Genomic DNA, 25,064 nt, shown 5'->3' on the forward strand with positions numbered 1-25,064 from the left:
CTCAGGCGAGGTGAAAAACGGGCTCGATAAGGCGTGGGCGCAGATCGTTTGGATTCGTGATAACCTTGTCGGCATTGAGATGAAAGGTGATCATCGACATCGCATCCCGTCGCAGCTCCTTGATTTAGCAATTGAACACGCCACGGGCATCCTTAATCTAATCGCGGCGAATATCTCTGCGAGTGCTTTTGCGTTGGTGCGCAGTGAGTTCGAGTGTTTCGTACGCGGGGCTTGGCTGTACCATTGCGCCAGCGACGCCGAGATCGAGACCTTCATCGCCAAGGATCGGATCGACCCATCATTTGGGGCTATGATCGAGGCGATCGAGCAAAAGCCGGGCTTCGACAGCAAGTTTCTGTCGATGGTTAAGGACAGCGCCATGAAGGCAATGCACGGCTACCAGCCGCGCCACCCAGCTGGTCTTGCCGCACCCTTGCTCGCCCTGGAGCGTGAGTACGCCTCTCGACTTGAACCCGCTTGGCTTCAAGGGATTGCCTTGGGAAGTTGCGCTGTTGCAGCGCTTGCCGGAACGCGCTCGGAAGTCTCTATCGGTCGTGATGCCGGATGGCGTTCTCTTTCGGGAGACTAAAGCGGAGTCCGATTTGCGAAGGTGTCTGGTGGAAGATCACGGCGTGACCGTCATGAGTTTGCCGCCCGGGGTTTTACGAATGGTCCGAGGTGGAGGACTTCGCCATGCGCTATTTCGGAAACGAGGATGCGCAGAAGCTGAGCGTGATCATTGATGTGGCGGCCAGCCGGTTTACCAGCGGGTTGGAGCTGGAAATCGACGCCCAGATTGACTTCAAGATCAAGGCGAAGCAGTTCGTAAAGATCTACGGCCAGATGGCATCTATCATGCCGTTTGAGGTTGTCGCCTGGGAAAAGCTGTTCTGGTTCCTGAAATTCCTGATCCCCAAGCTGAAGATCGATGACCCAACGCAAGTGACGCTCGACGCATTGCTGGAAGCCGTTGACCTGTCATCATACGGGCTAGAACGGGTGAAGCTTAATCACGCCATCGGGCTGGACGCTTCTGAAACTGAGCTCGATCCGCAAAACCCCAACCCGAGAGGGGCGCATGAGACAGATGAGCAGAAGGACCCGCTAGATGAAATCGTGCGCAGCTTCAATGAACGCTGGTTTCAGGGTTGGAGTGCGACGCCCGAAGAGCAACGGGTGAAGTTCGTCAACATCGCCAACAGCATCAAGGCTCACCCGGATTTCGCCGCCAAATACGAAAACAATCCCGATCCGCACAACCGGGAATTGGCCTTCGAAAAGATGCTCAAGGAGGTGATGCTGATGCGCCGCAAGGACGAGTTGGAGCTATATAAGCTGTTCGCCAACGATGCGGCGTTCAAGGCTTCATGGCAGCAGAGTTTGGAGCGATTGGTCAACCAGCCGACGTCAACTCGGATATGATTGAGCCTACGCCTGATCTTACCCACTCTCGCACTGAAATTCACCAAGGTGATATATGAAACTAGTACGCGACGCTCGAACGTTGAAGACAAAAGCAATAGGCTCGTTGCGAACCGCCATGACTGCTTTCAATAGCTACGACGATGAAGGCCGTGTCACCCTAGTTCTCATGAATTTGCAGCACGCCTGTGAGATGCTGCTGAAGGCCGTCCTGGTTCAGAAAAAGGCAAAAGTCTTCGATAAAGGGACTGGTCGTTCCATCGGCTTTGAGAAATGCCTCGGTCTGTGCCAGGCTAGTCACGGGCTGACCAACGACGAAGCAGGTATTATGCGCGCGATCGATGCCTTGCGCGATGCCGCTCAGCATTGGTTCGTGTTTGTATCCGAAGACCTCCTCTACCTCCAGACACGTGCTCTAATCACTAGCTTTGACGCCTACCTCCAGCGAATTCTCGATGATGCACTCGCCAACCATATCCCTCCTCGTGTGCTGCCTATCTCAACGATGCCTCCCGGCGACTTCGAATTCCTCATCGATAAAGAATTTACCCTCGTGGTGGAACTTCTGAAGCCGGGACGTAGGGCACGTGATGAGGCACGAGCTCGAATTCGATCAATGTTGGCAATGGAAGCCATCGTCACTGACGAGGTGGAGATTTCGGAACGGGATATCGACCGAATTGAGAAGGCCATGCGCGGCGGTACGGAGCTCAAGGCCGTGTTTCCTCGCCTTGCGACCGTTGGGACGACTACCAACGGCGAGGGCGTCAACCTAACTGTCCATTTCAGCAAGAAGCATGGCGCACCTGTGCAGTATGTCGGTGGAGATGACCCCTCCGCTGCTGCTGCCGTTCGAGAAATCGACCTGAGAAAGAAGTTTCACCTTCAAGCCAAACCTTTGGCAGCCAAGGTAGGCTTGACCCCGCCAAAGGCAAAAGTCCTTCGAGCGTTCCTCGGGATTGATGAGGACCCAGCCTGCATTCACGTCTTTGAATTTGGGTCCCAGAAAATTTCGTGCTTCTCGGATAACGCGGTCACGAAAATGAAGGCAGCTATGGCTGAAGTCGACATGGCAGAACTCTGGGCAAACCGAAAAAATCCCGCCACGGCAGCGCCCTTAGCCCCCTAAAATTGGTTCAATGCTGTTCTCTCTTGCGCGTGAGCGCGCCTCGCTATCGCAAGGGAAGACAGTTAAGGGGCGAACGTAGGCGACGCCTGCAGTAGCCTTCCGTTCGGCGATTTAGCAGCACCCACTGCCTAGGTTTTACCGTGGGTTCAGCGCGGATTTCAAGCCAAAGCGCCCCAAACAGTACCCATTTGGCTCCCAAGCCGAAAGCACTTTCAGCAGCAAGTCTCGGGATTTCCTACTGAAAGTGATGGTGCCGCTTACAGGACTCGAACCTGTGACCCCCGCATTACGAATGCGATGCTCTACCAACTGAGCTAAAGCGGCTCACCATCATGCCTGCCGCGCCCATATCGTCCGCCGGGGCGGGGTGCAATGGGCGGGGAATGGAGGCCCGAGCCGGAATCGAACCGGCGTGCAAGGATTTGCAGTCCTCTGCGTAACCACTCCGCCATCGGGCCTCGTATTCCCATGCGACAGAGCGCGGGCAACTAGCGAATGGGCACCCGCGTTGCAATCTGAATCGTTGGCTGTGATAGGGGGCAGCACGAACTATGGAGTGGACTGCGCCGATATGGCCGACGACAAACCCAAGCTGCAACGTGTGGAAGGCCACAGCGAGGAGCGCTTTCTTGGCTCCGACGTCTTCGAGAGCAATGCGCGTAACTTGCCGCCGCCCAACGGTTCGGGCACCGTGCGCGAGGAGGCGCGCGACATCGCGGTCTATCACAAGTGCGACGTGGCGGTGATCGGCGGCGGCCCTGCGGGCTGCGCGGCGGCCTGGGCGGCGGCGAAGTCCGGGGCGGATGTCACGTTGGTCGAGCGCTACAACTGCCTGGGCGGGCTTTCCACCGGCGGGCTCGTCATGTGGATCGACCGGATGACGGACTGGCATGGCAACCACGTGATCCAGGGCTATGCCCGCCACTTCATCGACCGCATGCCGCCCGAGGCCGTGGCCGGCCCTCCGCGCGAGGACTGGGGCAGCAATGATGTGGACAAGTTCGAATATTGGCGCAACCGCACCACGGCATTCCATGGCATCGTCCAGTGGGCGCCGACGCTCGACCCCGAGCGGATGAAGCTCAACAACCAGGAGATGCTGCTGGAGGCGGGCGTGCGGATCGTGTTCCACGCCTGGGCGGCGCGGCCGCTGGTCGAGGACGGGGCGGCGAAGGGCGTCATCTTCGAAAGCAAGATGGGCCGCCACGCGCTGCTCGCCAAGGTGGTGGTCGACACCACCGGCGATGGCGACATGTTCGCCCGCGCCGGGGCGGAATTCGATACCGATATCGAGGAAGGCGATGTCCACCATTCGATGAACACCGGCTGGGTGCTGGGCGGGGTCAACATGGACCGGTGGATTGACTGGAAGGTCCATCATCCGGACGAGTTGCGCCAGTTCATGGAGCGCGGGCGACAGGAGCTGGGCTATTTCCAGACGCCCTATGTCAGTTGGCGGCCGGACATCGCGCTATTCCTTGGGCCGCGCCAGTCGGGCCTCAGCGCGCTCGACGTGGATGACCAGACCGAGGTGGAAATCCGCAGCCACCGGCTGATGGAAGGACATTGCCAGTTCTTCCGCCGCCATGCGCCCGGGTTCGAGCATGTTTACAGCCTCCAGAGCGCCAGCCAGCTTGGCGTGCGCCATACGCGGCGGCTGGCGGGGCTGGGGCGGATCGAGCGCAAGGACTGGCCGCGCGGCACGCCTGCGCCGGACGAGGTCGGCGTCTCGCCTTCGATCAGCCCCAAGTTCCCGGTGGTCTCCGTGCCATACGGCGCGCTGGTGCCGCGGGCGCTCGATGGCCTGCTGGTCGGCGGGCGTCATGTGAGCTGCGATGCGAACAGCCACGGCTTCATGCGCGAGATCCCGCAGTGCTGGCTGACCGGCCACGCGGCGGGGGTTGGCGCGGCGCTGGCAGCTGATGCGGGTATCGAGCCGCGCGCGGTCAAGGTCGATGCGATCCGCAAGGTGCTGCGCGAACAGGGCGCACACCTGACCGACGACGCGGCGGTCCATGATGCGCGCGCAGGCGAGGCTGCACTCGCGGGTGAAGGGGCCGCCTGAACCGGATCGGCGCTACCCGAAGGTGACACAAGTGACACCCTGTCACTTTTATCCGGTCGCCTGGCAGGCGGGCAAAATGGCGCATTTGTGCCGGTTTGCCGCCTGTCTCACCCTGCGCGGACAAAGTGACACCGGGGTGGGAGAAACACGCCGAGGCAGACTGTTCAAAGAGCCTCGCCCCGCTGGCACAGGCCCTGCCCTGTAGGAAAGTGCCCCCGCGCCCAGGCACGAAAAAGGGGTGCGGGAAGCCGAAGCTACCCGCACCCCTGATTGTCTTCGCCCAATTGGATTGGACGGGCCTGTTGGCCCTCGAACGTCGGCCCTTAGGCGTTCGCGAGGTTCACGGCCGAAGTCTTGCCACGCTGGTCTTTCTCCAGGTCGTAGGAAACGCGCTGGTCCTTATCCAGCGTGCCCATGCCGGCACGTTCCACGGCCGAGATGTGCACGAAAGCATCGTCCCCGCCGCCCTCGGGCGCAATGAAGCCGAAGCCCTTGTCAGGGTTGAAGAATTTTACTGTTCCGATAGTCATAACGGGTATCCTTTGTCCGTTGTTTATGTCGGGCATGCACCAAGAGCGGTGCATCCCGGCTATGAGAGGCTAGAAAGGGACAAGGAGAAGTCTTGAGCTACCCGATATCCGTCGCATGCGACGTAAGCTTAACGTATATGGGGAGATATTGGCCGATAACAAGGGGCGGGATTGGCACAGTACGATAGGTCGGATAATGACCGCGCGCTGCTCTCCCGCCGCCCTCGGCCGGACTGCGTGGGAACAGGTGCAATGGACTGGCTGATCGAGCGTTTCCCCGTACTGAAGCGGGCGATCCTGGCGGATCATCCGTTCCACTCGGCGCTGGGGTGGAGCGCGCTGGCCGTGCTGGTCCCGCTGGCCCTGCGGCTGGCGATCGACGGGGGCACCTCGGGCGTGCCGTTCACCACCTTCTTTCCGGCCGTGCTACTGGTGGCCCTGCTGCTCGGCTGGCGCTGGGGCGCGGTAGTCACTCTCGCCAGCGGAATCGCGGCCAACCGGATCCTGATGTACGAGCCGCTGGATGTGCTGGCGCCGGTGGACCTCCTGCTGGTCGGCCTGTTCTTCCTGTCCTGTGCAGTGCTGCTGGCCACGGCGGAATTCGCCCGCCGGCTGGTGCGGCAGGTCGAAGCGGCCAAGGCGCGGGAGGAAATGCTCAAGTACGAGTTGCTTCACCGGGTAAAGAACATGCTGGCCACGGTGGGTGCGATTGCGGCCATGACTTCGCGCCATTCCCCGCCCGACCAGTACCGCACGGCGCTGACCGGGCGGCTCGAAGCCTTGCAGCGGGCAACCAGCCTGCTGGGCACCGAGGCCGGGCAGTTGAAGTCGCTGGCAAAAGTGCTCGAATCGTCGCTGGCACCATTTCGCGCGGCAGATAACTTTGTGCTGGAAGGCCCGGCCTGCCAATTGCCCAGCAGGTCCTGCGTTCCCCTGTCGCTGGCCCTGCACGAGTTGTGCACCAATGCGTCAAAATACGGCGCGTTGTCCGCGTCCGAAGGACGGGTGGAAATCAGTTGGCGGATCGATCCGGCGAAGCATCACTTGCAACTCGAATGGCGCGAGCGGGGCGGGCCACAGGTCCAGACACCGACGCGCCAGGGCATGGGGTCGCAACTGCTGCGCCGCCAGCCCGAGCTGACCGAGGTTACGCTGGATTTCGCGCCCGATGGCCTGGTTTGCCATCTGACGGTCAGGGATGTCTCGCCGCAGTCCTGAGCCTGGCCTGAGCCCGCTTGTAGGACTATTCGGGCAACAGCACACCGCCGGTATCGAGCGGCCGCACCACATCTCGGAAATTGGCGAGGTAGCCGGTGGCAGGCGTGCGGTATCCCGGCCCATCGCGCGTGGCCAGTTCGTCTGCGGGTACGTCGAGGTCAATCGAGCGGTTCTGCACGCTGATGCGCATTATGTCGCCATCGCGCACCTTGCCGATAGGGCCGCCGGTCGCCGCTTCCGGGCTGACTTCGGCCACGGTGAGACCTTTGAGACAGAGCCCCGATAGCTGCCCGTCGGTGACGAAGGCGGTGGTCTTGGCGAGGCCCGCCGCATCGAGCGCGAACAGGATCAGGCTGGCTCCGCCGCCCATGGCCGGACCGCCCTTGAGGCCCTGGTTGCGGCTGATGACCACGTCGCCCGGCTGGATCACGCGATCCTCGATGGCCTGCATACAGTCGGCCGTGCTCTCGAACACGCGGGCCGGGCCTTCGAACTCCTCGGGTCGCGAACCGTCGCGCACGCCCAGGCGGACTACGGCGCTGGTGGCGAAATTGCCTTTGAGGATGGCGATGGCCGGGCCGGGACCGACGGGGTTTTCCATCGGCACGATCACGTCCGGCCCTTCGATTTCATAGTCCGCCAGGTTTTCCGCCAGGGTCTTGCCAGTGCAGGTGAGGGCATCGCCGCTGATGCGCGGCAGCAGGCGTTTGAGCACGGCCCGCGCACCGCCGGCATCCTCGAACTGTTCGATCCGGACATCGCCGGTGGGGCGGACAGCGGACAGCACCGGCACGTCGCTCATCTCCTCCCACAGGGCGAAGATATCGAGATCCATTTCCGCTTCGATGGCGGTGGCCTGGAGGTGCTTGATGGCGTTGATCGATCCCGACACGCCGAGCACGGTGGCGACTGCGTTGCGGAAGGCTCCCTCGGTCATGATCTGCCGGGGACGCAGGTCTTCGTGGACCATTTCCACGATGCGGCGTGCGGCGGCACGGGCGTTGTCCTGCATCTTGGGGCTGTTGGCGCGGACCGGCGCGTGGCCGGGCAGGGCCATGCCGAGCGCCTCGACCACCGAATGCATCGTGTTGGCCGTGGCCATTCCCGCACAGACGCCGGGGCCCATGATGGCGTTTTCGGCCATATCGGCCACGGGGAACTTGGGCTTCTTGCCGAACCGCTCACCGATCTGGCCCGACCAGACATCCTCCACGTCCACCGGCTCGCCATCGATTGCGCCTGCCTGCTGGTAGCCGCCGATCACCAGGATGGTTGGCAGGTTGAGGCGAGCGGCCGCCATCAGGTGGCCGGGCGGGGTCTTGTCGCAACTGGTCAGGCAGATCATGCCATCCAAGAGCGCGGCTTCCACCTGCACTTCGATGTCGTTGGCAATGATGTCGCGCCCCGCAAGGATATACGAACCGGCCTTGGCCGCGCCGGTGATGAAATCGCTGGGCGCAGCGGTGCGCACTTCGAACGGCATGCCGCCTGCCTCGCGGATCGCTTCCTTCACAATCTTGGCGATGCCATCGAGGTGGGCATAGCAGATCGCCAACTCGCTGGAGGAATTGACCACCGCGATCTTGGGCTTGAGCATGTCTTCCGCCGACAGGCCCAGCGCCTTCCAGTTGGCGCGACGGCCGGGCGAGTTGGCGGCGAGCGAACGCAGGGTCATTGTGGTGGTATCCTATTCGGCAGGCTGGGGAGTGGTTTTGGCGAGCCGGTCACCATCGCGCATGCCGCGCGCGAACCAGGCGAGCGCCAGCAGGCAGACGATAATGCCGAACAGGCAGCCTGCGGTGAAAACATAACCATCCAGTGCGCCCTGTTGTCCGGCGAGGAACTGCGACCCGAAGATGGGGGCCGCCACTGCGCCGAACTTGGCCATGAAGCTGGCCCAGCCGCCGCCCGACGATCTCACCGCGCTGGGATAATAGATCGTGGTGATGGAAATCACCGCCGCATGGCCCGCGCCCACCATGGTCGCGCTGATCAGCAGCACGGGGATGAAGGCAGGCCCGCCCAGCACGTACCCGAAGCCGATCAGCAGGGTGAAGGGAATCCCGATCAGCGGGGCAATGGTGATCCAGCCAGGCCCGCGCCGCTCGGTCATGGCGAGCAGCAAGACGCCGCCCAGCGCACCGGCGATCGAGGTGATCATCCCCAGCCATGCCGCGTTCTGCCGCATGATGCCGAGGTTCTCGAGGAAGATAACCCCATAGGCGCTCTTGAGGTAGATGGCGAAGCTGGAGAAGAAATAGGCCGCCCAGATCAGCAGGGTGATGAACAGCAGGCGGCCGATGAACAGCTCGCTCATGCGCACCCAGTATTGCTTCACCATGCGCACCAGCACGGTGTTTTCGGCATAGTCCTTCACTTCCACCTTGCGCTCATCTCCCAGGACGAACGCGGCGTAACCGCTGGAATCGAAGCCGGGGGAATAGCGCGCAAGTTGCGGTGCGATCCTGCTGGCCGGTTTGCCCTTGGCCACCATCCAGCGGGTGCTTTCGGGCAGGGTAAACAGCAGGATGATGGCGAAGACACCGGTCATCGCGCCGCAGACCCAGAAAATGCCCTGCCAGCCCAGTACAGGGGCTACCCAGTTGGCAATCGGCGCGGCGCTGGCACCGCCAAAGGAAAAGCCCATCATGATGATGGTGACCGAGGTCGCGCGCATCGACTTGGGCATCGATTCCACGCTCAACGCCCAGACCGGAGCGAGCAGACCGCCGATGGCGAGGCCGGATATGAAGCGCAGGGCGATCAGTTCTTCGGCGCTGGAGGCAAAACCGACCATCGTGGTGAAAACGGCGCTGCCGATGGTGCACCACAGGATCACCGGACGGCGGCCGAAGATGTCACCCAGGTACGATCCGAACAGCGATCCGATCATCTGCCCCAGGAAGGCGGCCGAGCTGACATAGCCGGTCATGTCGTTGGTCAGCCCCATGTCATCGCGCAGATAGGGCATGGCATAGGCGAGGGCGGAGAAATCCTGCCCGTCGAAAAACGTCACCATGCTGCACAGGATCAGGATGGAGACGTGATAGCGGTTGAACTTCAGACCCTGAAGGAACTGGGCGACATCGAGTGTCGCACCGCGCGTGTCGGCCATATTCGATCCTCATCCCACCAACTCTTATGGCGGGACGATAGAGCCAGCCGCCGCGCTTATCTAGCTACCATTTTGTGCCAGAGTGTCGCCGTCTGCGGGAATGGCGGGGCTCTGTCCCGCAGGCCAGTCGATCTGCCGCAGGTAGCGGTCAAGCTGGTCGCTTTCTGCCAGGGCACGGGCAAACATGAAGGGAACCGCCCCGCTTGCCAGCCGGTATCCGCCCTGCGGCACGGTCTCCACCAGCCTGTCGCAGCCCGCCGCCGCCAGCTTGGAGCGCAGGCGCGAGACGTGGACTTCCACGCTGTTTGTCCCCGGATCGTGGCTCAACCGCCACACATCGGCGAGCAACTGGCTGCGGGTCACGGCTTCGCCCGGCCGGTCGGCCAACCGCCACAGCACGCCGAATTCACGTGGGTGGAGGTTGAGCCAGCGCGAGCCGACGCGGATGTCACGGTGGAACAGGTCGAGCGTCAGCGGCCCGACCGAACGCCAGCGCGGCAGAAGGCCGAACATTTCGTCCACGCGGCTCGCCCGCGCGCTCAATTCGCGCAAGGGCACGGCGGCGGGCAGGGCTTCGGCACAACCGATCGACAGCAGTTGCGCCCGCTCGCCAGGTTCTTCCACCCCCAGCAGGATCAGCCGCCAGGCAGGCCGGTCGGCTTCGGCCAGGCCGACCCGCTGGGATTGCGACAGGTGACGCACGTCGCACAGAAGCACATGCTTGCAATCGGCCCTGTTGCCGTGTTCGCCATGGCACAGGTGCCAGCCGACCTGCCGCATGTCCCAGCAGCACGGCGGTTCTTCCACAGCGGCCACCCAGCCGAAGGTTTTCACTTTGCCACTCCCGCCGCTTGTCGGCTTGTTGATGGCAAGGGCAAACAGGAAGCGGATTCAACTCCGTATCATTCCCCCCGATCCCCCTGAACCTCTCCCCGAAGGTGTCAGGCGGCTGTCGAATTCACACCCATGCTTTGCAGATAGCGTTTGATATTGCGCGCAGCCTGCCGCAGCCGCTGCTCGTTCTCGACCATGGCGATGCGCACGAAGCCCTCCCCGTCCTCGCCATAGCCGACGCCCGGCGCCACGGCCACTTCGGCATGGGTGAGCAATTGCTTGGAAAACTCCAGGCTGCCCATGTCCTTCAGCGCCGGCGGCAGCGGGGCCCAGGCAAACATCGAGGCTGGCGGGGCGGGGATGTCCCACCCGGCGCGTCCGAACGCCTCCACCATCACGTCGCGCCGCTTGTGGTAGAGCGCGCGGTTGTTCTCCACGATATCCTGCGGGCCATTGATCGCCGCCACGGCGGCGGCCTGCATCGGGGTGAAGGCGCCATAGTCGATATAGCTTTTCACCCGCGTCAGCGCCGAGATCAGCGTGGGATTGCCCACGGCAAAACCGATCCGCCAGCCGGCCATCGAATAGGTCTTGGACAGCGAGGTAAACTCCACCGCCACGTCCTTGGCACCCTTCACCTGCAGGATCGAAGGCGTCGGCTTGCCGTCGTAATAGAGTTCCGAATAGGCCAGGTCCGACAGGATCCACACCTTGTGAAAGCGCGCCCAGTCCACCAGCTTTTCATAAAACGCCAGGTCCACCACTTCGGCGGTGGGATTGCTGGGGTAGTTCACCACCAGCACCGTGGGGCGCGGAACGGTGAAGTTCATCGCCTTTTCCAGTTCGGCCCAATAGCGCGCATCTGGCGTGGTCGGCACGCTGCGGATCGAAGCGCCTGCAATGATGAAGCCGAAGGTGTGGATCGGATAGCTAGGGTTGGGTGCCAGGATCGTGTCGCCCGGCGCGGTGATCGCGGTGGCCAGGCTGGCGAGGCCTTCCTTGGAGCCAAGGGTGACGACCACTTCGCTTTCGGGATCGACCTCGACCCCGAAGCGCGTCTGGTAATAGTTCGCTTGGGCGCGGCGCAGGCCGGGAATGCCCTTGGACTGCGAATAGCCGTGGGCATCGGGGCTGCGCGCCACTTCGCACAGCTTGTCGATCACATGCTGCGGAGGCGGCAGGTCGGGATTGCCCATGCCCAGGTCGATGATGTCGCGTCCTTCCGCACGGGCGGCCGCGCGCATCGCATTGACTTCGGCGATGACATAGGGCGGCAGGCGCTTGATGCGGTAGAATTCGGTGTCCATCGATCTGTTTTCTTTGTCTCGTTTCTGCTTACGGTTAGGTCGGCGTGAGTGGCGCGCAATGTGGCCGAATCCGGCCGCAAGCGCAATGTGGGCGCATACAGAGGCAAGGGGTGTCTCCCAAATGCCAAATTAGCCTCTATGGTGGTTTCATGGCGAAGAGCGGAAAAACTGGACCCAAGAGTGAAGAGGTCACCGACATCTTCACCGAAATGCTGCGTATCCAGGGCGAAGCGGCGCGGCAGGTGATGCAGGCTTGGGCGCCCGAGGCCGTGCCAGCCCTGCCCGATGAAAAGGATATCGCCGAACTGGGGCAGGCCATGGTGGCCTTCCAGGAAAACTGGTTCCGCATGAATACCCGGCCCGATGGCCACGGCGGCACGTTGCCCGCTCCGCTACTGGCCGATCCGGCGCAGTGGCTGGACCTGATGCAGCAGATGTACTGCCAGATGCCCGCGCTCGATCCCGCCCGCCAGCAGGAATTGTGGAACGAAGGGGTGGAGCTGTGGGAACAGATCCTCACCCATTTCACGCCCGAGGGCGAGGAGGAGGACGAGCGGAGCGCCACCGATCCGCATTTCCCGCGCTTCGATCGCCGCTTTGCCGATCCCGCCTGGCGCGAACAGCCGGTCTTTGCCCTGCTGCACCAGACCTACCTGCTGCTGGCCGAACGCATAGCGCAGAGCGTGGACGAGGTCGAGGGGCTGGACGATGACGAGCGGGCGCAATTGCGCTTTGCCACCCGCGGCGTGCTGGATGCGATGAGTCCGTCGAACTTCCCGCTGATGAACCCGGTGGTGCTGGAACGCACGATCGAAAGCCAGGGGGAGAACCTGGTCAAGGGGATGGAACGGCTCGCCGCCGATCTCGACAAGGGGCAGCTGACCCACACCGACGCCAGCAAATTCGTGCTGGGCGAGAACGTGGCCACAACGCCGGGCAAGGTGGTGTTCGAGACCGAGCTGTTCCAGCTGATCCACTATACCCCGACCACGGATGAAGTGCTGGAGGTGCCGCTGGTGATCTTCCCGCCGTGGATCAACCGGTTCTATATCCTCGACCTCAACCCGAAGAAGAGCTTCGTGAAATGGGCGGTCGACCAGGGCGTGAGCGTGTTCGTGGTCAGCTGGCGCTCGGCCGACGAGAGCCTGGCCCACATCGGCTGGGACGATTATGTCCGCGCACAGCTTCAGGTGATCGACGAGGTGCGGCGGCGGATGAAAGTGCCTGCTGTCCACACTGTCGGCTATTGCGTGGCCGGAACCACATTGGCCGCGACGCTGGCCGTGCTGGCGAAACGGGGCGAGGGGGACAAGGTGGCGAGCGCGACCTTCTTCACCGCGCAGGTCGATTTTTCCCACGCGGGCGAATTGAAGCTGTTTGTCGATGATGCCCACCTTGAGCTCATCAAGCAGGCGAGCCAGGGGGGCTTTCTCGACGGGCGTTATATGGCGGCCACGTTCAACCTGCTGCGCGGCAGTGACCTCATCTGGAACTATGTGGTCAACCACTACCTCTTGGGCGAGGACTATCCGGCCTTCGACCTGCTATACTGGAACGGCGATGTCACCAACCTGCCCGCAAAATGGCATGAGGCGTACCTGCGCGATTGCTACCGCGACAACCTGCTGGTGGTGCCCGATGCGCTGAGCGCCGATGGCACGCCGATCGACCTGACCCGGATCAAGGTGCCGGCCTATGTGCAGGCCGGGCGCGAAGACCATATCGCGCCGCCCGACAGCGTGTTCATGCTGCCGGGCCTGCTCAACGGGCCGGTGCGGTTCGTGCTGGCGGGCAGCGGCCATATTGCCGGCGTCATCAATCCACCGGCGGCGGGCAAGTACCAGTACTGGACCGGCCCTGACCACGCCGCCTCGCTGGCAGATTTCGTCGCGGCGGCCAGCGAGCACAAGGGCAGCTGGTGGCCCGACTGGCTCGCATGGTTGGAAGGTATCGCGCCCGACCGGGTTGCGGCCAAGGGGCGGCGCGTGCCCGGCGGCAGGGGCAATTCCGCGATCGAGGATGCGCCGGGACGCTTCGTCCGCCTGCGCTGAACACAGACCGCCTCTGCCGCTTATGGTGCAGTGCAACATTTTCCCTTGACCTTCGCATATGCGATGGCTATTTGTGCACTGCAGCATGATGCTGTGAGCATGAATTCGAGGACTTATGGCAGAACCGAAGGACCAGCCCCGGGAAGAACCCAAGGCACCCGCCGCCAGCGCGCCGACCCCTGCGGTCAGTGCCGCGCCGGAGCCGAAGGTTGAGGCGGTAAAGCCTGCAGCCAAGCCGGAACCTGTTCCGGCCCCGGCAAAAGCAGCGGCTCCAAAGGCTCCTGCTCCCACGGCACCCAAGGCAGCGGCTCCCGCCCCCAAGGCAAAGCCCAAGCCGGTCCGCAAGCCCGTTTCCCGGCGCAAGCCAGCCGCCCAAAAAGCCCCGGCAGAAGCGAAGAAGGCCACCCACCGGCCCGCTCCTGCCCCCACCAAGACTCACACTGTTTCAGAATTGAAGGAAAAGATCATGGCTACCAAGAACAGCTTCACCAGTGCCTTCCCCGGCATGCCCGCCGATTTCTCGGACATGGGCAAGTCGATGACCGATGCCGTCAGCGAAATGCAAAGCAAGGCCCAGGCCGCCTATGAAAAGGGCACCGGCATGGTTTCGGAAATGACCGACCTTGCCAAGGGCAACGTCGAAGCGCTGGTCGAAAGCGGCAAGATCGTCGCCACCGGCCTGCAGGACATGGGCAAGACATATGCCGATGAAGCCAAGTCGGCTTACGAAACCATCTCGGCCGACCTGAAGGAAATGGCCAGCGTGAAGAGCCCGACCGAGCTGTTCCAGCTGCAGGGCAAGATCATGCGTCGCAACTTCGACATGCTCGTCGCCACCGGAACCAAGGGTTCGGAAGGCGCGATGAAGCTGGCGAACGAGGCGATCGCGCCGATCTCGGCCCGCGTGAACCTGGCAGTCGAAAAGCTGTCGAAGGCGGCCTAACTCTCTCTCGCCGGACTCTCCTCTCCTCTCCCTCCGGCGAAACGAGCGGGCCGGGCAGGCAACTGCCCGGCCCGTTTGCGTTTGCTCCGCTTGCCTTTGGGCGGTATTTTCGCATGCCGCATCTTGCACCACGTCCGTCCGATACGATATTCCCCCCTTCATGGTCAGCCACGTCCCACATCCCGCGCCGCTTCGCGCCCCGCATATGGCGGGTGATGACGATGATCGTCCGGGCGAGGGCGGCACCCCCGGGGATGGCGATGATGGCGGTTCCGGTCAGGTCGGCCTCGCCACCCGCACCCGCACGCGCCCCAAGAAGCCCAGCCGCTACAAGGTGCTGATGCTGAACGACGACTACACGCCGATGGAATTCGTCGTGCTGGTGCTCAAGCGCTATTTCCGCATGGACCTGGAACAGGCCACCCGCGTTATGCTCCACGTCCACCAGCGCGGCGTGGGCGTGTGCGGTGTCTTCCCGCTGGAAGTGGCCGAAACCAAGGTCAACCAGGTGATGGATTTTGCCCGCGAGAACCAGCACCCGCTGCAATGCACGCTGGAGAAAGCCTGAGCGTTCAGCTTCCAGCCAGTAGCGGCTGCCAAACAAGCACATGACCTCTGGCGCGAATGCGGCTAAGGCCACCACACAGCAACCCGCCCCAAGCCTGAGCGAGCCTTTCCCGATTGTCCCGCTTCATTACCGCCACTGACCGCTACATCTTCCGGCTCGTGATGGTGCCGATGATCGGCATCTTCGTGCTCGCGGCCAGCCTGCTGCTACTGGAAAAGATGCTGCGGCTGTTCGAATTCGTTTCCACCGAAGGCGGGCCGATCCAGGTCGTGTTCCGCATGCTGATGAACCTGATCCCCGAATATGCCGGGCTGGCGATCCCGCTGGGCCTGATGCTGGGCATTCTGTTCGCCTTCCGCCGCCTTGCCACCACCAGCGAGCTGGACGTGATGCGCGCGGTCGGCTGGTCCTACCTGCGGCTGCTGCGGGTGCCCTACCTCATCACCATTGTGCTGCTGGGCCTCAACTTCGTGATCGTCGGCTATCTCCAGCCCAAGGCGCGCTTTGCCTATGAGGAGATGGAGTTCGAGCTGCAATCGGGCGCGCTGGGTGCATCGATCCGCGTGGGCGAGTTCGTGGCGATCGAGGACCGCATGGCCCTGCGGATCGAGGAGAGCCGCGAGGACGGGCGCAACTTGCGCGGCATTTTCGCCCGCGTGGCAAACGACAGCGGACAGGTGCTGTCGATCTCGGCCCGCGAAGGCCGCTTCCTCGCCAACCGCGAGGACCGCAACACCATCGTCCTGCGCCTCACCGATGGGACGATCATCCACGACGTACCCAATGGCACCCCGCGGGTGCTCAGCTTCAGCCAGCACGACCTGCCGATCGACCTGCCCGCGCTGGAACGGTTCCGCGACAGGGGCGAGGACGCGCGCGAATTCGTCATCCCCGAACTCCTCGAAATCGGCTGGAGCCGCGATGCCACGCCGGAAGAACGGACCGGCAGCTTGGCCAATTTCAATTACCGCATGGTCGAAGTGGTGATGATGATCATGCTGCCGCTGCTGGCGGTCGCGCTGGCTGTGCCGCCCAAGCGCTCCACCTCGGCGCTCGGCATCTTCCTGTCGATCGTGATCGTGGTGTCATACCACAAGATCAACCAGTATTTCGAAAGCGTGGCCCAGCTTGGCCGGGTCGATCCGTTCCTGGCCCTGTGGGGGCCGTTTGCCATCATGTTCGCGATCATCGCCTGGATGTTCTACCAGATCGCCTTCGTGCCCGGCGGGCAGCCGATCGGCGGGCTGGAGAACATCTATGCCAAGCTGGCGCGGCAGGTGAAGCGCCTGTTCGCCCGCCGCCGCAGGATGAAGGACGAGCCGCTGGACGATGAAGAGATGGAAGTGCCTGCCAGTGCTTGATTTTTTCCCCTCGTGGCGGCTGACGATCTACCTCGCCAAGATGTTCATCGTGCGCATCGTGGCGGTCCTTGCCATGCTGGTGCTTGTGCTGCTGATGCTCGACTTGCTCAGCCGCACGGGCGATATCCTGGCCTTTCCCGGCAACGGCCAGGCCGAGCTGCTGGAATATGCCTCCATGCGCGCCCCGCAACTGGTGCGGCGCTTCCTGCCCTACTCGGTGCTGCTGTCCACTATCATCACGCTCGCCACGCTGAACCAGAATTCGGAAGTCACCGCGATGAAGGCGGCAGGGCTTTCGGCCCACCAGATCCTTGCCCCGCTGCTGCTGACGGCTACCGTGGTGGCGGGCATCAGCTTCACTTTCAACGAGCGGGTGGTGACGCGCGCCACGGCCACGCTGAAGGCCTGGGAAGCGGTCGATTACGGCGTGGTGCCGGACGATCCCGATACCCGGCTCAATGTCTATTTCAACGATGGCAACGACGTGCTGATGGCGCGCCAGCAGACAGGGCTGGGGGCCGATACCGTGCTGACCGGCGTGACCTTCTATCAACGCGACGACACCGGCATGATCTCGCGCCAGATCACCGGCAGCCGGGCTACTTATGCCGCGCCCGGGTGGCTGGTGGAGGATGCGCAGATATTCTCCGTCGCCACCACGCGAACGGTCGAGGCGCCGGAGCCCGTGATGGTGGCGCCGGGCACCACGTTGGACCAGCTGACCCTTCGCCGGGTCGATCCCGATGCCGAGACGCTGGGCCAATTGGCGCAGTCGATCGCCGCGCTCAAGGCGGCGGGCCGCCGCACGGCGGAACTTGAAGGCCGCTGGTGGGCCAAAATTTCAGGCCCCCTGTCCTCGATCCTGATGCCGTTGCTGGGTGCGGTGGCAGGCTTTGGCCTCGCGCGCAGCGGCAACCTGTTCATCCGCGCGGTGATCGGCATGGCGCTGGGCTTTGCCTATTTCGTGGTCGAGAACGCGGCACTGGCGCTGGGCAGTTTCGGCGGATACCCGCCGCTATTGGCCGCATGGTCCCCATTCGTGCTGTTCTTCCTGGTTGGCGAGACCGTGTTGATCAGGACCGAGGAATAGCGCGCTACCTCGGCACCAGCGCCACCGGGCCATCGACATCGTACTGCACCGGGCAACCCATGACATAGCGCCCGCCCCCTTCTGCCGTGGCGCAATATTGCACCGCTGCGGCGATCTGGCGGCGGGTGTTGGCCAGGGTCTCGTCAATCGACAGCGCACCGGTGCCGTGAACGGCGACGTTGCGCGCCGGATCGATACCGCGATGGGCAATGTTGGCGCGATAGGCGCTGCCCCACCAGTGGAGCTGCCAGGCCTCGTCCCCCAGGTCGCCTTCCATCATCAGGCGCTCGGCTGGCAGATAGGCGAAGACCGCATCGGGCATGTGGCCATGTTCGATCACGCGGTAAATCTCCAGCCGCCGCATGGCGTCTTCCAGCACAAGCACATCATCGACCGGGGTGAATTGCAGCACCTGCGGATTGCGCGCCAGGGCATCTGGGAAATGCATGGCCGGGCGGGTCGCCATGTCGCGGATGATCCCCTCGTTGCCCCGGTGCGAGATCACCTCCAACCCGCGCGAAACTGCTGCACGCAGGCCGCCAGTGTGGTCAAAGTGGTGGTGGCTGACGATGACCGCCTCCACCCGTTTGCCGGGGACGAGTTCATTGGCCGCATCTATCCTGAGCAGCGTCTGAGCCCCGCCGCCATAGGCTTCGAACATCACCAGCCGGTCGGCGAATTCCATCACTGGCCCGCCCGCGCCGTCCACCCTCACGTCCCACACGCCGGGGGCCAGCGCGGTGACCTGAGCCTGAGGGGGCGGGGTGCGTTCTGCCAGCATTGGCAAGGGGAACCTCGGCAGATGCTCTGGCACCACGTTCACCCGGTAGGAATCCACCTGGAACATCAGGTTGGTCGTCCTCCGCCAGTCCAGTTCCTGCCGCAGCCCCATCGGCAATTGCACGCCCGCGAACGGCAGGTATCCGGAATACCACGCGGTGGTCGTCAGGTCGCCAAGGTTGGCGTGGCCGCTGACCCAGCGCGAGAAGCGCGGCAGGTGCGTGACTGGATCGATCGCGAGCCACGCACGGGTGCCGCCATTGGACAGGGTGAAGGGCACGACCAGCAAACCGTCCTCTTGCGTGAACTGTCCCAGCGTGGTGCTCGAATGGAGCGCGGCGAGCAGGGCTGGCAGCGGATGGTCGAGCAGTTCGCGATGGAGCTGCATCGTGGTGCGCCGCTCAAAGTTCAGACCGAAGAAACCGGCGAATGGGAATTCCTGCCCCCAGCGTTCCTGGTACAGGGCACGGCCACCGGGCCAGGGTCCGCTGGCAAAATCGAATGTCCGCTGCACATCGACCAGCTGCTGCCACTTCATCGGCGCCTGCGGGTCTCCGGTGATGTTGCCGCCGCCCTGATAGTATGCGCGCTGGCCGAAGCCGGTATAGACGACATTGTCGAGGGCCTGCAGCCGCTCCAGCCCGCCCATTGCCTCGGCGGCCTGTTCCAGCACTTCGCGGGCTTCCGATTGCGCCCAAGCCGATGCGGGATTGAGCATGGCCAGCAAGGCCGCAACCATTACTATGACCCTGTGGCCCATGCCCGTTCCTCCACCAGGAATTTCTTATGGGAGGGAATTGACCAGCAACGGAGTGGCGATGCAACTGTCTTGCGATTTCAGGCCTAGCGCACAGCGCAGCGCGCTGCCGAGCTTGTCACCACCGCCAGCGCCCGGGGATCGTTCCAGTCGCCTACGTGGCCGATCAGCCTGCCCACGGTCAGCCGCTCGTCCTCTTCGCGAACGGCGTTGGCAAAACGCTGGATGCCGCGGATCTGGTCAACCGACAGGTCATCCGCCCAGATTTCGGCCATGCAGGAGGCAAGGCTGACGGGAAGGCCGGCTTCGACCAGTCCGGTCTCCACGCGGTTCTCGACTACGGTCGAACAGGCTGCGAGCAGGGTAGTAAGAGCAAGGCTTCCGGCGAGTGAGGCAGTTTTCAGGTGCATTTCGTCTCCATTGGCCCCCGCTCCGTCCTCTGCCGGATTGAACGGGCGAACACGCCGATGGTTCTCTTCTCTGGAGGAATGGGCGTCAGGCCCTAGCCCCGGCGCATCGTGCTGCGGGCGATCTTCATCACCAGCACGCCCATACCTGGATGGATCGCGCCGTGATAGGTCGCCTGCGGCTCGGCGAAGTGGGCGGAAATGCGCCGGTGCGCTTCGTGCAGCGAGTGGTAGGGCAGGCTGGGAAGCAGGTGGTGCGTGGCATGATAACGCAGGCCTACCGGCGCCCAGAAGCCCGCCACCACGCCCGGCACATTGACCGAATCGAGGTATTGCGCGGTCACGCTGAGGCGCTCACCATCGTTCTCCCACAGGTGGGCGACGAGGGTGCGCAGCTGGTTGAACACCGCCACCAGCGAGGTGATGGCGAGCGCCACCAGCAGCGGCTTCCAGCCCAGCCAGAACGGCGTAGCCAGCAGGAACAGTGCCCAGACACTCGCGCCCGCCTGTTGCCAGGCGAACCAGCGGCGCTGCTCCTCTGTCTCGGGGGCGCGGCGGCGGAATGCGGGGTTGATCGACAGCGACGAGAACCGCTCCCACGCCATCTTGCGCACGGCCGGGAACAGCGCGCCCAGTGGCGCAAGAATGGCCCAGCGCACCAGCAGGCCGATCGGGGCGAGCAGTGCGACAAGGATAAACACCGGCAGGCTCCACGGCTTCATCAGTGCCAGCGGCAGGTATTCCGGATCTTCCGCCGTGCCATAGCGCATGCGCGAATGGTGGATCGTGTGGACCTGTTCATACAGCAGGCTGGGGGTCAGCAGAGGAATGCCGACCAGCACATTCCACGCGGTGCGGAAGCCGGGCAGGGCTTTTTTGTGCAGATGGGTAATCTCGTGGATGAACAGCAAGGCACGATAGAGCGCCATCACGCTGATCGCGCCGCTCAGCACGACCAGCCAGACAGGCTCCAGCAGGATCGCACTCGCCAGGGCAGCATAGCCCACTGCGGTAGAAAGCAGCATGTCGGGCCAGTAGATCCCCGGCCTCGCCACGCTGATGTCGCGGGTCAGCTCGGCCGCGGCGCGCAGCAGGTCCTTGTCATCCGGAATTTCGGACTTGCGCAGCAAGGCCGCAGGGGCATCTTGGGCCGGGATGATCGTCTGGATGGCGGTCATGGCAAAAGGACTTGTAGCGAACTCCGTTATGGCCGCCTTGTCGCACATCAAGCGATCTTGGGCGGCATCATTGACACTTGGCCCAAAGCATAAGCAGGGCTAACCGCGAATGAACAGGCAGATCGGCATGAGGGCGGTAAAGCGGTGGTTTCGGCTAAAATAGTTATCGCACCCGTTTCGGGCAAGGGCGACCTTACTGCGTTCATAGAACTGGCTTACCGGCTGAACGCCGACGATCCCAACTGGGTGCCGCCCCTGCGCGCCGACATGGTCGAACTGCTCACCCCCGGGCGCAACCCGTTCCACGAACATGCCCGCGTGCAGTATTTCCTCGCCCGCCGCGATGGCAAGGTGGTGGGGCGCATATCGGCCCATATCGACGAACTGGCGCTGCAGCAGCCGCCCGAACAGGGCATGGGTCCGGGCACCGGCAACTGGGGCCTGCTGGAAGCGGACAACGAGGATGTGGCGCTGGCCCTGATCGCTCGGGCGGAAGACTGGCTGCGCGGCGAGGGGATGACCCGCGTGCTCGCCCCGATCAGCCTCTCGGTGTGGGAGGAGCCGGGCCTGCTGACCCACGGCCACGACCATCCGCCGATGATCATGATGGGGCATCACAAACCGCACTACCAGGGCTGGATCGAGAGTTTCGGCTATGATGTCGCCAAGAAGCTCTACACCTACGACCTTCATTCGGTCGAAAAGGGTTTTCCCGAACTGGTCAACCGCATCGTGGCGCTGGGCGAGAAGGGCAGCAAGATCCGCGTCCGCCCGGTGGACAAGTCGCGCTTTGACGAGGAGGCGGCGGTCATCCTGTCGATCCTCAACGAGGCATGGTCGAGCAACTGGGGCTTCGTGCCCTTCACCGAGACCGAGAAAGCCTATGGCGGTAAGAAGCTGAAGCCAATTATCCTGGAAGGCGCCAACATGATCGCCGAGGTGGATGGCGAGCCTGCCGCTTTCATGCTTGCCTGGCCGGACGTGAACCAGAAGCTGATCCACATGAACGGGCGGCTGTTCCCGTTCAACTGGGCCAGGCTGCTGTGGTGGCTACGCAATCCGCAGAGCCCCAATTTCCGCGTGCCCCTGATGGGCGTGGTGAAGAAATACCAGAACAGCCGCATGGCCAGCCAGCTGGCCTTCATGATGATCGAATATATCCGCCGCTATGCCGTGGAAAAGCACGGCGCGCGACGGGCAGAAGTGGGCTGGGTGCTGGAAGACAACCAGGGCATGGTCGCCATTGCCGATGCCATCGCCGCGAAGATGAACCGCGAATACCGGATCTATTCCAAGGCGCTGTAAATCGCGACGCAGCAATGGGAACCGGAGAGCGGCAGGCAGGGTTTGAACAGGCAGGTGGGGGCAGCCACTGTCCCCGGGGGTTCCGATGGTAAGCGCAATTGCGACAAAACGGTCAAAGCGAGGCGGGCAGCGGGTGCTGCTGGTCGAGGACGATCCCGTGCTGGCGCTGGACCTTGAAGCGGCCCTGCTCGATGCCGGCGCACGCGAAGTGGTCATTTGCCCCACCATGGCGGCTGCCCTCGCTTATCTCGAACAGTCGCGCCCCGATGCGATCATCCTTGATGTGCATCTGGCCGACCGGGACGATGGCTGGGCGCTGGCCGAACTGGCGGGCATGCTGGCCACGCGCCTGCCGCGCATCGCCTTCTCCACCGGATCGCCGGAGGACATCCCGCCCGCCATCCGCGAGCTGGGGCCGGTGTTCGAAAAGCCGTATGATTCGCGCCACCTCGCCGATGTCCTGCTCAACCAGAAGAAGACCGGCCTGATCGAGCGCCTGCGCGACGCGTTGCGGTAACGCGTAGCCGAGCCCGCACCCGCCATAGTTCCGCCTCGCCCATCCAAAACGAACAAAGAAAAAGGCCCCCGCTCGGTGGAGCGGGGGCCTGGGGATCGTGTCACCGTCGGCTTGGACGGGAGGGGGGTGTCTCGGCGGTGACATAGGGATAACGGCAACGTCGGTGCGGGGTTCCCGCAGGGCACCAAAAATTTCGCAAAAAATTCCTCTCCCATCACCTCTGCCCACGAATGTCCTGTTCTGTCTTGCTTTTGGAACCGTTGCGGCGCTTGTGCGTTTGAAAGGCGACCATCTGACCGGGAAGGGTATAATCATGTCTATTGGGGCCGAAGTAGCCGCTCATCTTCCGTTCCTGCGGCGCTATGCGCGCGCGCTCACGGGTTCGCAGTCCACTGGCGATGCGTTCGTCAAAGCGACGCTGGAGGCCGCCCTGGCCGATTCTGCACTGGCTGACAGCCTGCGCGGCGGGCGCGTGCCGCTCTATGCCGCATTCACCAAGCTGTGGGCCAGCGCCTATCTGGAAACTGTCGGCGATCCGCGCGATGCTTCGCTGCACGAACTGGCGGCACAGGGCCAATTGAGCAAGATCACCCCGCTCAACCGCCAGGCGCTGTTGCTGACCACGGTGGAGGATTTCGCGCCTGCCGAAGCAGCCAAGGTGATGGAAGTCAGCGAGGACGAAGTGCGCGAACTGGTGCGCGAGGCCGTGGCCGAGATCGACCGCGAGAGCACCACGTCAGTCCTCATCATCGAGGACGAGCCGCTGATCTCGATGCAGCTGGAAGATCTCGTTTCCTCGCTGGGCCACGAAATCTGCGGCACGGCGGCCACCCGCACCCAGGCGGTCGAAGTCGTGTCCAGGCAGACGCCGGGCCTGGTGCTGGCCGATATCCAGCTGGCCGATGGCTCGTCCGGCCTTGATGCAGTGGACGATATCCTGGCGATTGCCACGGTGCCGGTGATCTTCATCACGGCCTATCCCGAACGCCTGCTGACCGGCAACCGGCCCGAGCCGACCTATCTCATCACCAAGCCGTTCCAGGAAGACACGGTGAAAGCCGCGATCAGCCAGGCGCTGTTCTTCGGATCCAGCCGCCCGCTCTGACCACCTAGGTTCCCTGTCGTGCCGCCGCCGCCTTGGCGCGGTGCGACAGGAAATACCACGCCAGCCCCATCGACACGGCGCCGCCCAGCAGGTTGGCGAGCAGTTCCGCGCCATAGACCGCGTCTGCTCCCCACAGGGGCTGGAACAGCATGGCGAAGGGCACCATCACCAGCAGCACCCGCGCCAATGACAGCCCGAGTGCGGTGGAAGCATGGTCGAGCGCATTGAACGCACCGTTGCCCATGATGAACAGGCCATAGGCGGCATAGCCCCAGACCGCGATCTCAAGGTAGCGCATGGCGGCGGCAATGGTGGCCGGATCGTCGCTGAACTGGGCGGCCAGCCAGCCCCGCCCGGCATAGAGGGCAAGGGCGGCGATAAGGCCATAGACCACGCAGAACGCGCCCGCCTGGACCATGGCCAGCCGCGCCCGGTCGGGCATTCCCGCGCCCCAGTTCTGGCCCACGATGGCCCCGATGGAGCCTGACAGGCCGAGCAGTGGCACTACCGCCAGCACCTGCAACCTGCCGCCCACGCCGAAGCCGCCCACGGCCGCCTCGCCCGCGCCTGCGAGGAAGGCGGTCATCACGGCAAGGCCGATGGGGTTGATCGAATTGGTGAAGGCGGCGGGCAGGGCCACGCGTAGCACCTGACGCACGCTCGCCAGCCAGTGGCCGCCTGCCAGCATGGCCGGGCGGAACGGCACTTCGCCCTTCTGCACCATCCACAGCCCCACGCCCGCGCCTACGATCCACCCGCCGATCGTGCCATAGGCCGCGCCCGCCATGCCAAACGCCGGGATGCCGAAACCGCCGCGGATGAACAGCGGGGTCAGCGCCACATTGGCGGCGGCAAAGGTGATCGAGACCATGGTGCTGCGCGTTGCCGCGCCCTGTGCTCGCAAAACCCCGTTCATGCCGGAAATGGTCAGCAGCAGCGGAAAGCCCAGTGCATAGGGCAGCATATAGGCCGAGATATGCCGCAGCATCTCACCGTCTGCCCCCATCAGGCCGAACAGGTTGTCATGCAGCAGCGCCAGCAGCACGGCGATGGCAATACCCGTGACCAACCCCAGGACGATGCCGAGCGCAGCGCAGCGGTGCGCCCGCTGGTCCTCGCCCGCCCCGATGGCGCGGGACACGACCGAGCTGGTGCCCGCCATCACCCCCACGCCCAGGCTGGACAGCGCGGCGGTGGCGGGAAAGATGAAGCTCATCGCGGCCAGTTCGGTCGGGCCGAGCCAGCCGGTGAAATAGGCATCGACCAGTCCGATCGACATGATCGCGGTCACGCCCACGATCATCGGCACGGTCTGGCGCACCAGGTGTCCGGCGATGGAGCCGCGCGTCAACCGCGCCTTCTGGCTCATCGCAGGATCGGGC

22 protein-coding genes and 2 tRNA genes are annotated in these 25,064 nt (G+C 63.6%); 13 read left to right on the forward strand and 11 right to left on the reverse strand.

The window, feature by feature from the left end; translation table 11 throughout:
- Window positions 1-10: 10 nt before the first annotated feature.
- The 3 genes from M3P36_RS07295 (at window position 11) to M3P36_RS07305 (ending at window position 2,551) form a co-directional block, all read left to right on the forward strand.
- Entirely contained in the window at window positions 11-589 is a 579-nt protein-coding gene (locus M3P36_RS07295; RefSeq protein ID WP_249702591.1) for a DUF6988 family protein, read from the forward strand.
- 89 nt (window positions 590-678) lie between these two features.
- Window positions 679-1,422 (forward strand): hypothetical protein, encoded by a 744-nt coding sequence (locus tag M3P36_RS07300; RefSeq protein ID WP_249702592.1) that lies wholly within the window; start codon window positions 679-681, stop codon window positions 1,420-1,422.
- Between the two features lie 118 nt (window positions 1,423-1,540).
- The gene (locus M3P36_RS07305; RefSeq protein ID WP_249702593.1) at window positions 1,541-2,551 is read left to right on the forward strand and encodes a DUF8611 domain-containing protein; all 1,011 of its coding nucleotides are present in this window, start codon (window positions 1,541-1,543) and stop codon (window positions 2,549-2,551) included.
- 248 nt (window positions 2,552-2,799) lie between these two features.
- Here M3P36_RS07305 and M3P36_RS07310 read toward each other — a convergent pair.
- Both M3P36_RS07310 and M3P36_RS07315 read right to left on the reverse strand, forming a co-directional pair.
- A tRNA-Thr gene (locus M3P36_RS07310) sits at window positions 2,800-2,875 on the reverse strand.
- Window positions 2,876-2,935: 60 nt separating this feature from the next.
- Window positions 2,936-3,009 (reverse strand) — tRNA-Cys (locus M3P36_RS07315).
- Window positions 3,010-3,122: 113 nt separating this feature from the next.
- Between M3P36_RS07315 and M3P36_RS07320 the strand changes: the two genes are divergently transcribed.
- Window positions 3,123-4,616, forward strand: a complete 1,494-nt coding sequence (locus M3P36_RS07320; protein ID WP_249702594.1) for an FAD-dependent oxidoreductase — start codon at window positions 3,123-3,125, stop codon at window positions 4,614-4,616.
- Window positions 4,617-4,939: 323 nt separating this feature from the next.
- Here M3P36_RS07320 and M3P36_RS07325 read toward each other — a convergent pair whose 3' ends face one another.
- Complete coding sequence (locus M3P36_RS07325; RefSeq protein WP_249702595.1) at window positions 4,940-5,146, reverse strand: cold-shock protein; 207 nt, start codon at window positions 5,144-5,146, stop codon at window positions 4,940-4,942.
- Window positions 5,147-5,398: 252 nt separating this feature from the next.
- Here M3P36_RS07325 and M3P36_RS07330 point away from each other — a divergent pair, with 252 nt between their 5' ends.
- Window positions 5,399-6,364, forward strand: coding sequence for a sensor histidine kinase (locus tag M3P36_RS07330; protein ID WP_249702596.1), 966 nt, complete (start codon window positions 5,399-5,401; stop codon window positions 6,362-6,364).
- A 25-nt stretch (window positions 6,365-6,389) separates the two neighbouring features.
- On the opposite strand, the gene M3P36_RS07335 is transcribed toward M3P36_RS07330, so the two are convergent.
- The 4 genes from M3P36_RS07335 to M3P36_RS07350 form a co-directional block, all read right to left on the reverse strand.
- Window positions 6,390-8,039: a dihydroxy-acid dehydratase gene (locus tag M3P36_RS07335; protein ID WP_249702597.1), complete on the reverse strand. Its 1,650-nt coding sequence runs from the start codon at window positions 8,037-8,039 to the stop codon at window positions 6,390-6,392.
- 12 nt (window positions 8,040-8,051) lie between these two features.
- Window positions 8,052-9,479 (reverse strand): MFS transporter, encoded by a 1,428-nt coding sequence (locus tag M3P36_RS07340; protein WP_249702598.1) that lies wholly within the window; start codon window positions 9,477-9,479, stop codon window positions 8,052-8,054.
- A gap of 60 nt (window positions 9,480-9,539) precedes the next feature.
- Window positions 9,540-10,313, reverse strand: a complete 774-nt coding sequence (locus M3P36_RS15250) for a winged helix-turn-helix domain-containing protein (protein WP_249702599.1) — start codon at window positions 10,311-10,313, stop codon at window positions 9,540-9,542.
- A 107-nt stretch (window positions 10,314-10,420) separates the two neighbouring features.
- On the reverse strand, window positions 10,421-11,620 hold the full coding sequence (locus M3P36_RS07350) for an LL-diaminopimelate aminotransferase (protein WP_249702600.1): 1,200 nt from the start codon (window positions 11,618-11,620) through the stop codon (window positions 10,421-10,423).
- Between the two features lie 149 nt (window positions 11,621-11,769).
- Here M3P36_RS07350 and M3P36_RS07355 point away from each other — a divergent pair, with 149 nt between their 5' ends.
- From M3P36_RS07355 to lptG, 5 genes are all read left to right on the forward strand, one after another.
- The gene (locus M3P36_RS07355; protein ID WP_249702601.1) at window positions 11,770-13,671 is read left to right on the forward strand and encodes a PHA/PHB synthase family protein; all 1,902 of its coding nucleotides are present in this window, start codon (window positions 11,770-11,772) and stop codon (window positions 13,669-13,671) included.
- Window positions 13,672-13,786: 115 nt separating this feature from the next.
- Window positions 13,787-14,614 (forward strand): phasin family protein, encoded by an 828-nt coding sequence (locus tag M3P36_RS07360; RefSeq protein ID WP_249702602.1) that lies wholly within the window; start codon window positions 13,787-13,789, stop codon window positions 14,612-14,614.
- Window positions 14,615-14,774: 160 nt separating this feature from the next.
- Window positions 14,775-15,182, forward strand: a complete 408-nt coding sequence (gene clpS / locus M3P36_RS07365) for an ATP-dependent Clp protease adapter ClpS (RefSeq protein ID WP_249702603.1) — start codon at window positions 14,775-14,777, stop codon at window positions 15,180-15,182.
- Window positions 15,183-15,295: 113 nt separating this feature from the next.
- Window positions 15,296-16,543: an LptF/LptG family permease gene (locus tag M3P36_RS07370; protein ID WP_249702604.1), complete on the forward strand. Its 1,248-nt coding sequence runs from the start codon at window positions 15,296-15,298 to the stop codon at window positions 16,541-16,543.
- Window positions 16,512-17,633 (forward strand): LPS export ABC transporter permease LptG, encoded by a 1,122-nt coding sequence (gene lptG, locus M3P36_RS07375; RefSeq protein WP_249702605.1) that lies wholly within the window; start codon window positions 16,512-16,514, stop codon window positions 17,631-17,633. Before M3P36_RS07370 ends, lptG begins: the two co-directional genes overlap by 32 nt.
- Before the next feature lie 4 nt (window positions 17,634-17,637).
- On the opposite strand, the gene M3P36_RS07380 is transcribed toward lptG, so the two are convergent.
- The 3 genes from M3P36_RS07380 to M3P36_RS07390 form a co-directional block, all read right to left on the reverse strand.
- Entirely contained in the window at window positions 17,638-19,173 is a 1,536-nt protein-coding gene (locus tag M3P36_RS07380) for an MBL fold metallo-hydrolase (protein WP_249702606.1), read from the reverse strand.
- A gap of 83 nt (window positions 19,174-19,256) precedes the next feature.
- Window positions 19,257-19,580, reverse strand: a complete 324-nt coding sequence (locus M3P36_RS07385) for a hypothetical protein (protein ID WP_249702607.1) — start codon at window positions 19,578-19,580, stop codon at window positions 19,257-19,259.
- Between the two features lie 92 nt (window positions 19,581-19,672).
- Entirely contained in the window at window positions 19,673-20,755 is a 1,083-nt protein-coding gene (locus tag M3P36_RS07390; RefSeq protein ID WP_249702608.1) for a fatty acid desaturase family protein, read from the reverse strand.
- A gap of 144 nt (window positions 20,756-20,899) precedes the next feature.
- Here M3P36_RS07390 and M3P36_RS07395 point away from each other — a divergent pair, with 144 nt between their 5' ends.
- From M3P36_RS07395 to M3P36_RS07405, 3 genes are all read left to right on the forward strand, one after another.
- Complete coding sequence (locus tag M3P36_RS07395; protein ID WP_249702609.1) at window positions 20,900-22,060, forward strand: N-acetyltransferase; 1,161 nt, start codon at window positions 20,900-20,902, stop codon at window positions 22,058-22,060.
- 85 nt (window positions 22,061-22,145) lie between these two features.
- On the forward strand, window positions 22,146-22,577 hold the full coding sequence (locus tag M3P36_RS07400; RefSeq protein ID WP_249702610.1) for a response regulator: 432 nt from the start codon (window positions 22,146-22,148) through the stop codon (window positions 22,575-22,577).
- Window positions 22,578-22,890: 313 nt separating this feature from the next.
- Window positions 22,891-23,682 (forward strand): response regulator, encoded by a 792-nt coding sequence (locus tag M3P36_RS07405; protein WP_249702611.1) that lies wholly within the window; start codon window positions 22,891-22,893, stop codon window positions 23,680-23,682.
- 4 nt (window positions 23,683-23,686) lie between these two features.
- Here the strand turns inward: M3P36_RS07405 and M3P36_RS07410 are convergent, their stop codons facing one another.
- Window positions 23,687-25,051 carry an MATE family efflux transporter gene (locus M3P36_RS07410; RefSeq protein ID WP_249702612.1) on the reverse strand — a complete coding sequence of 455 codons (1,365 nt, stop codon included), beginning with the start codon at window positions 25,049-25,051 and terminating at the stop codon, window positions 23,687-23,689.
- Window positions 25,052-25,064: the final 13 nt, after the last annotated feature.

Origin of the sequence: Altererythrobacter sp. KTW20L (assembly GCF_023501975.1) — a bacterium.
GTDB lineage: Bacteria > Pseudomonadota > Alphaproteobacteria > Sphingomonadales > Sphingomonadaceae > Alteraurantiacibacter.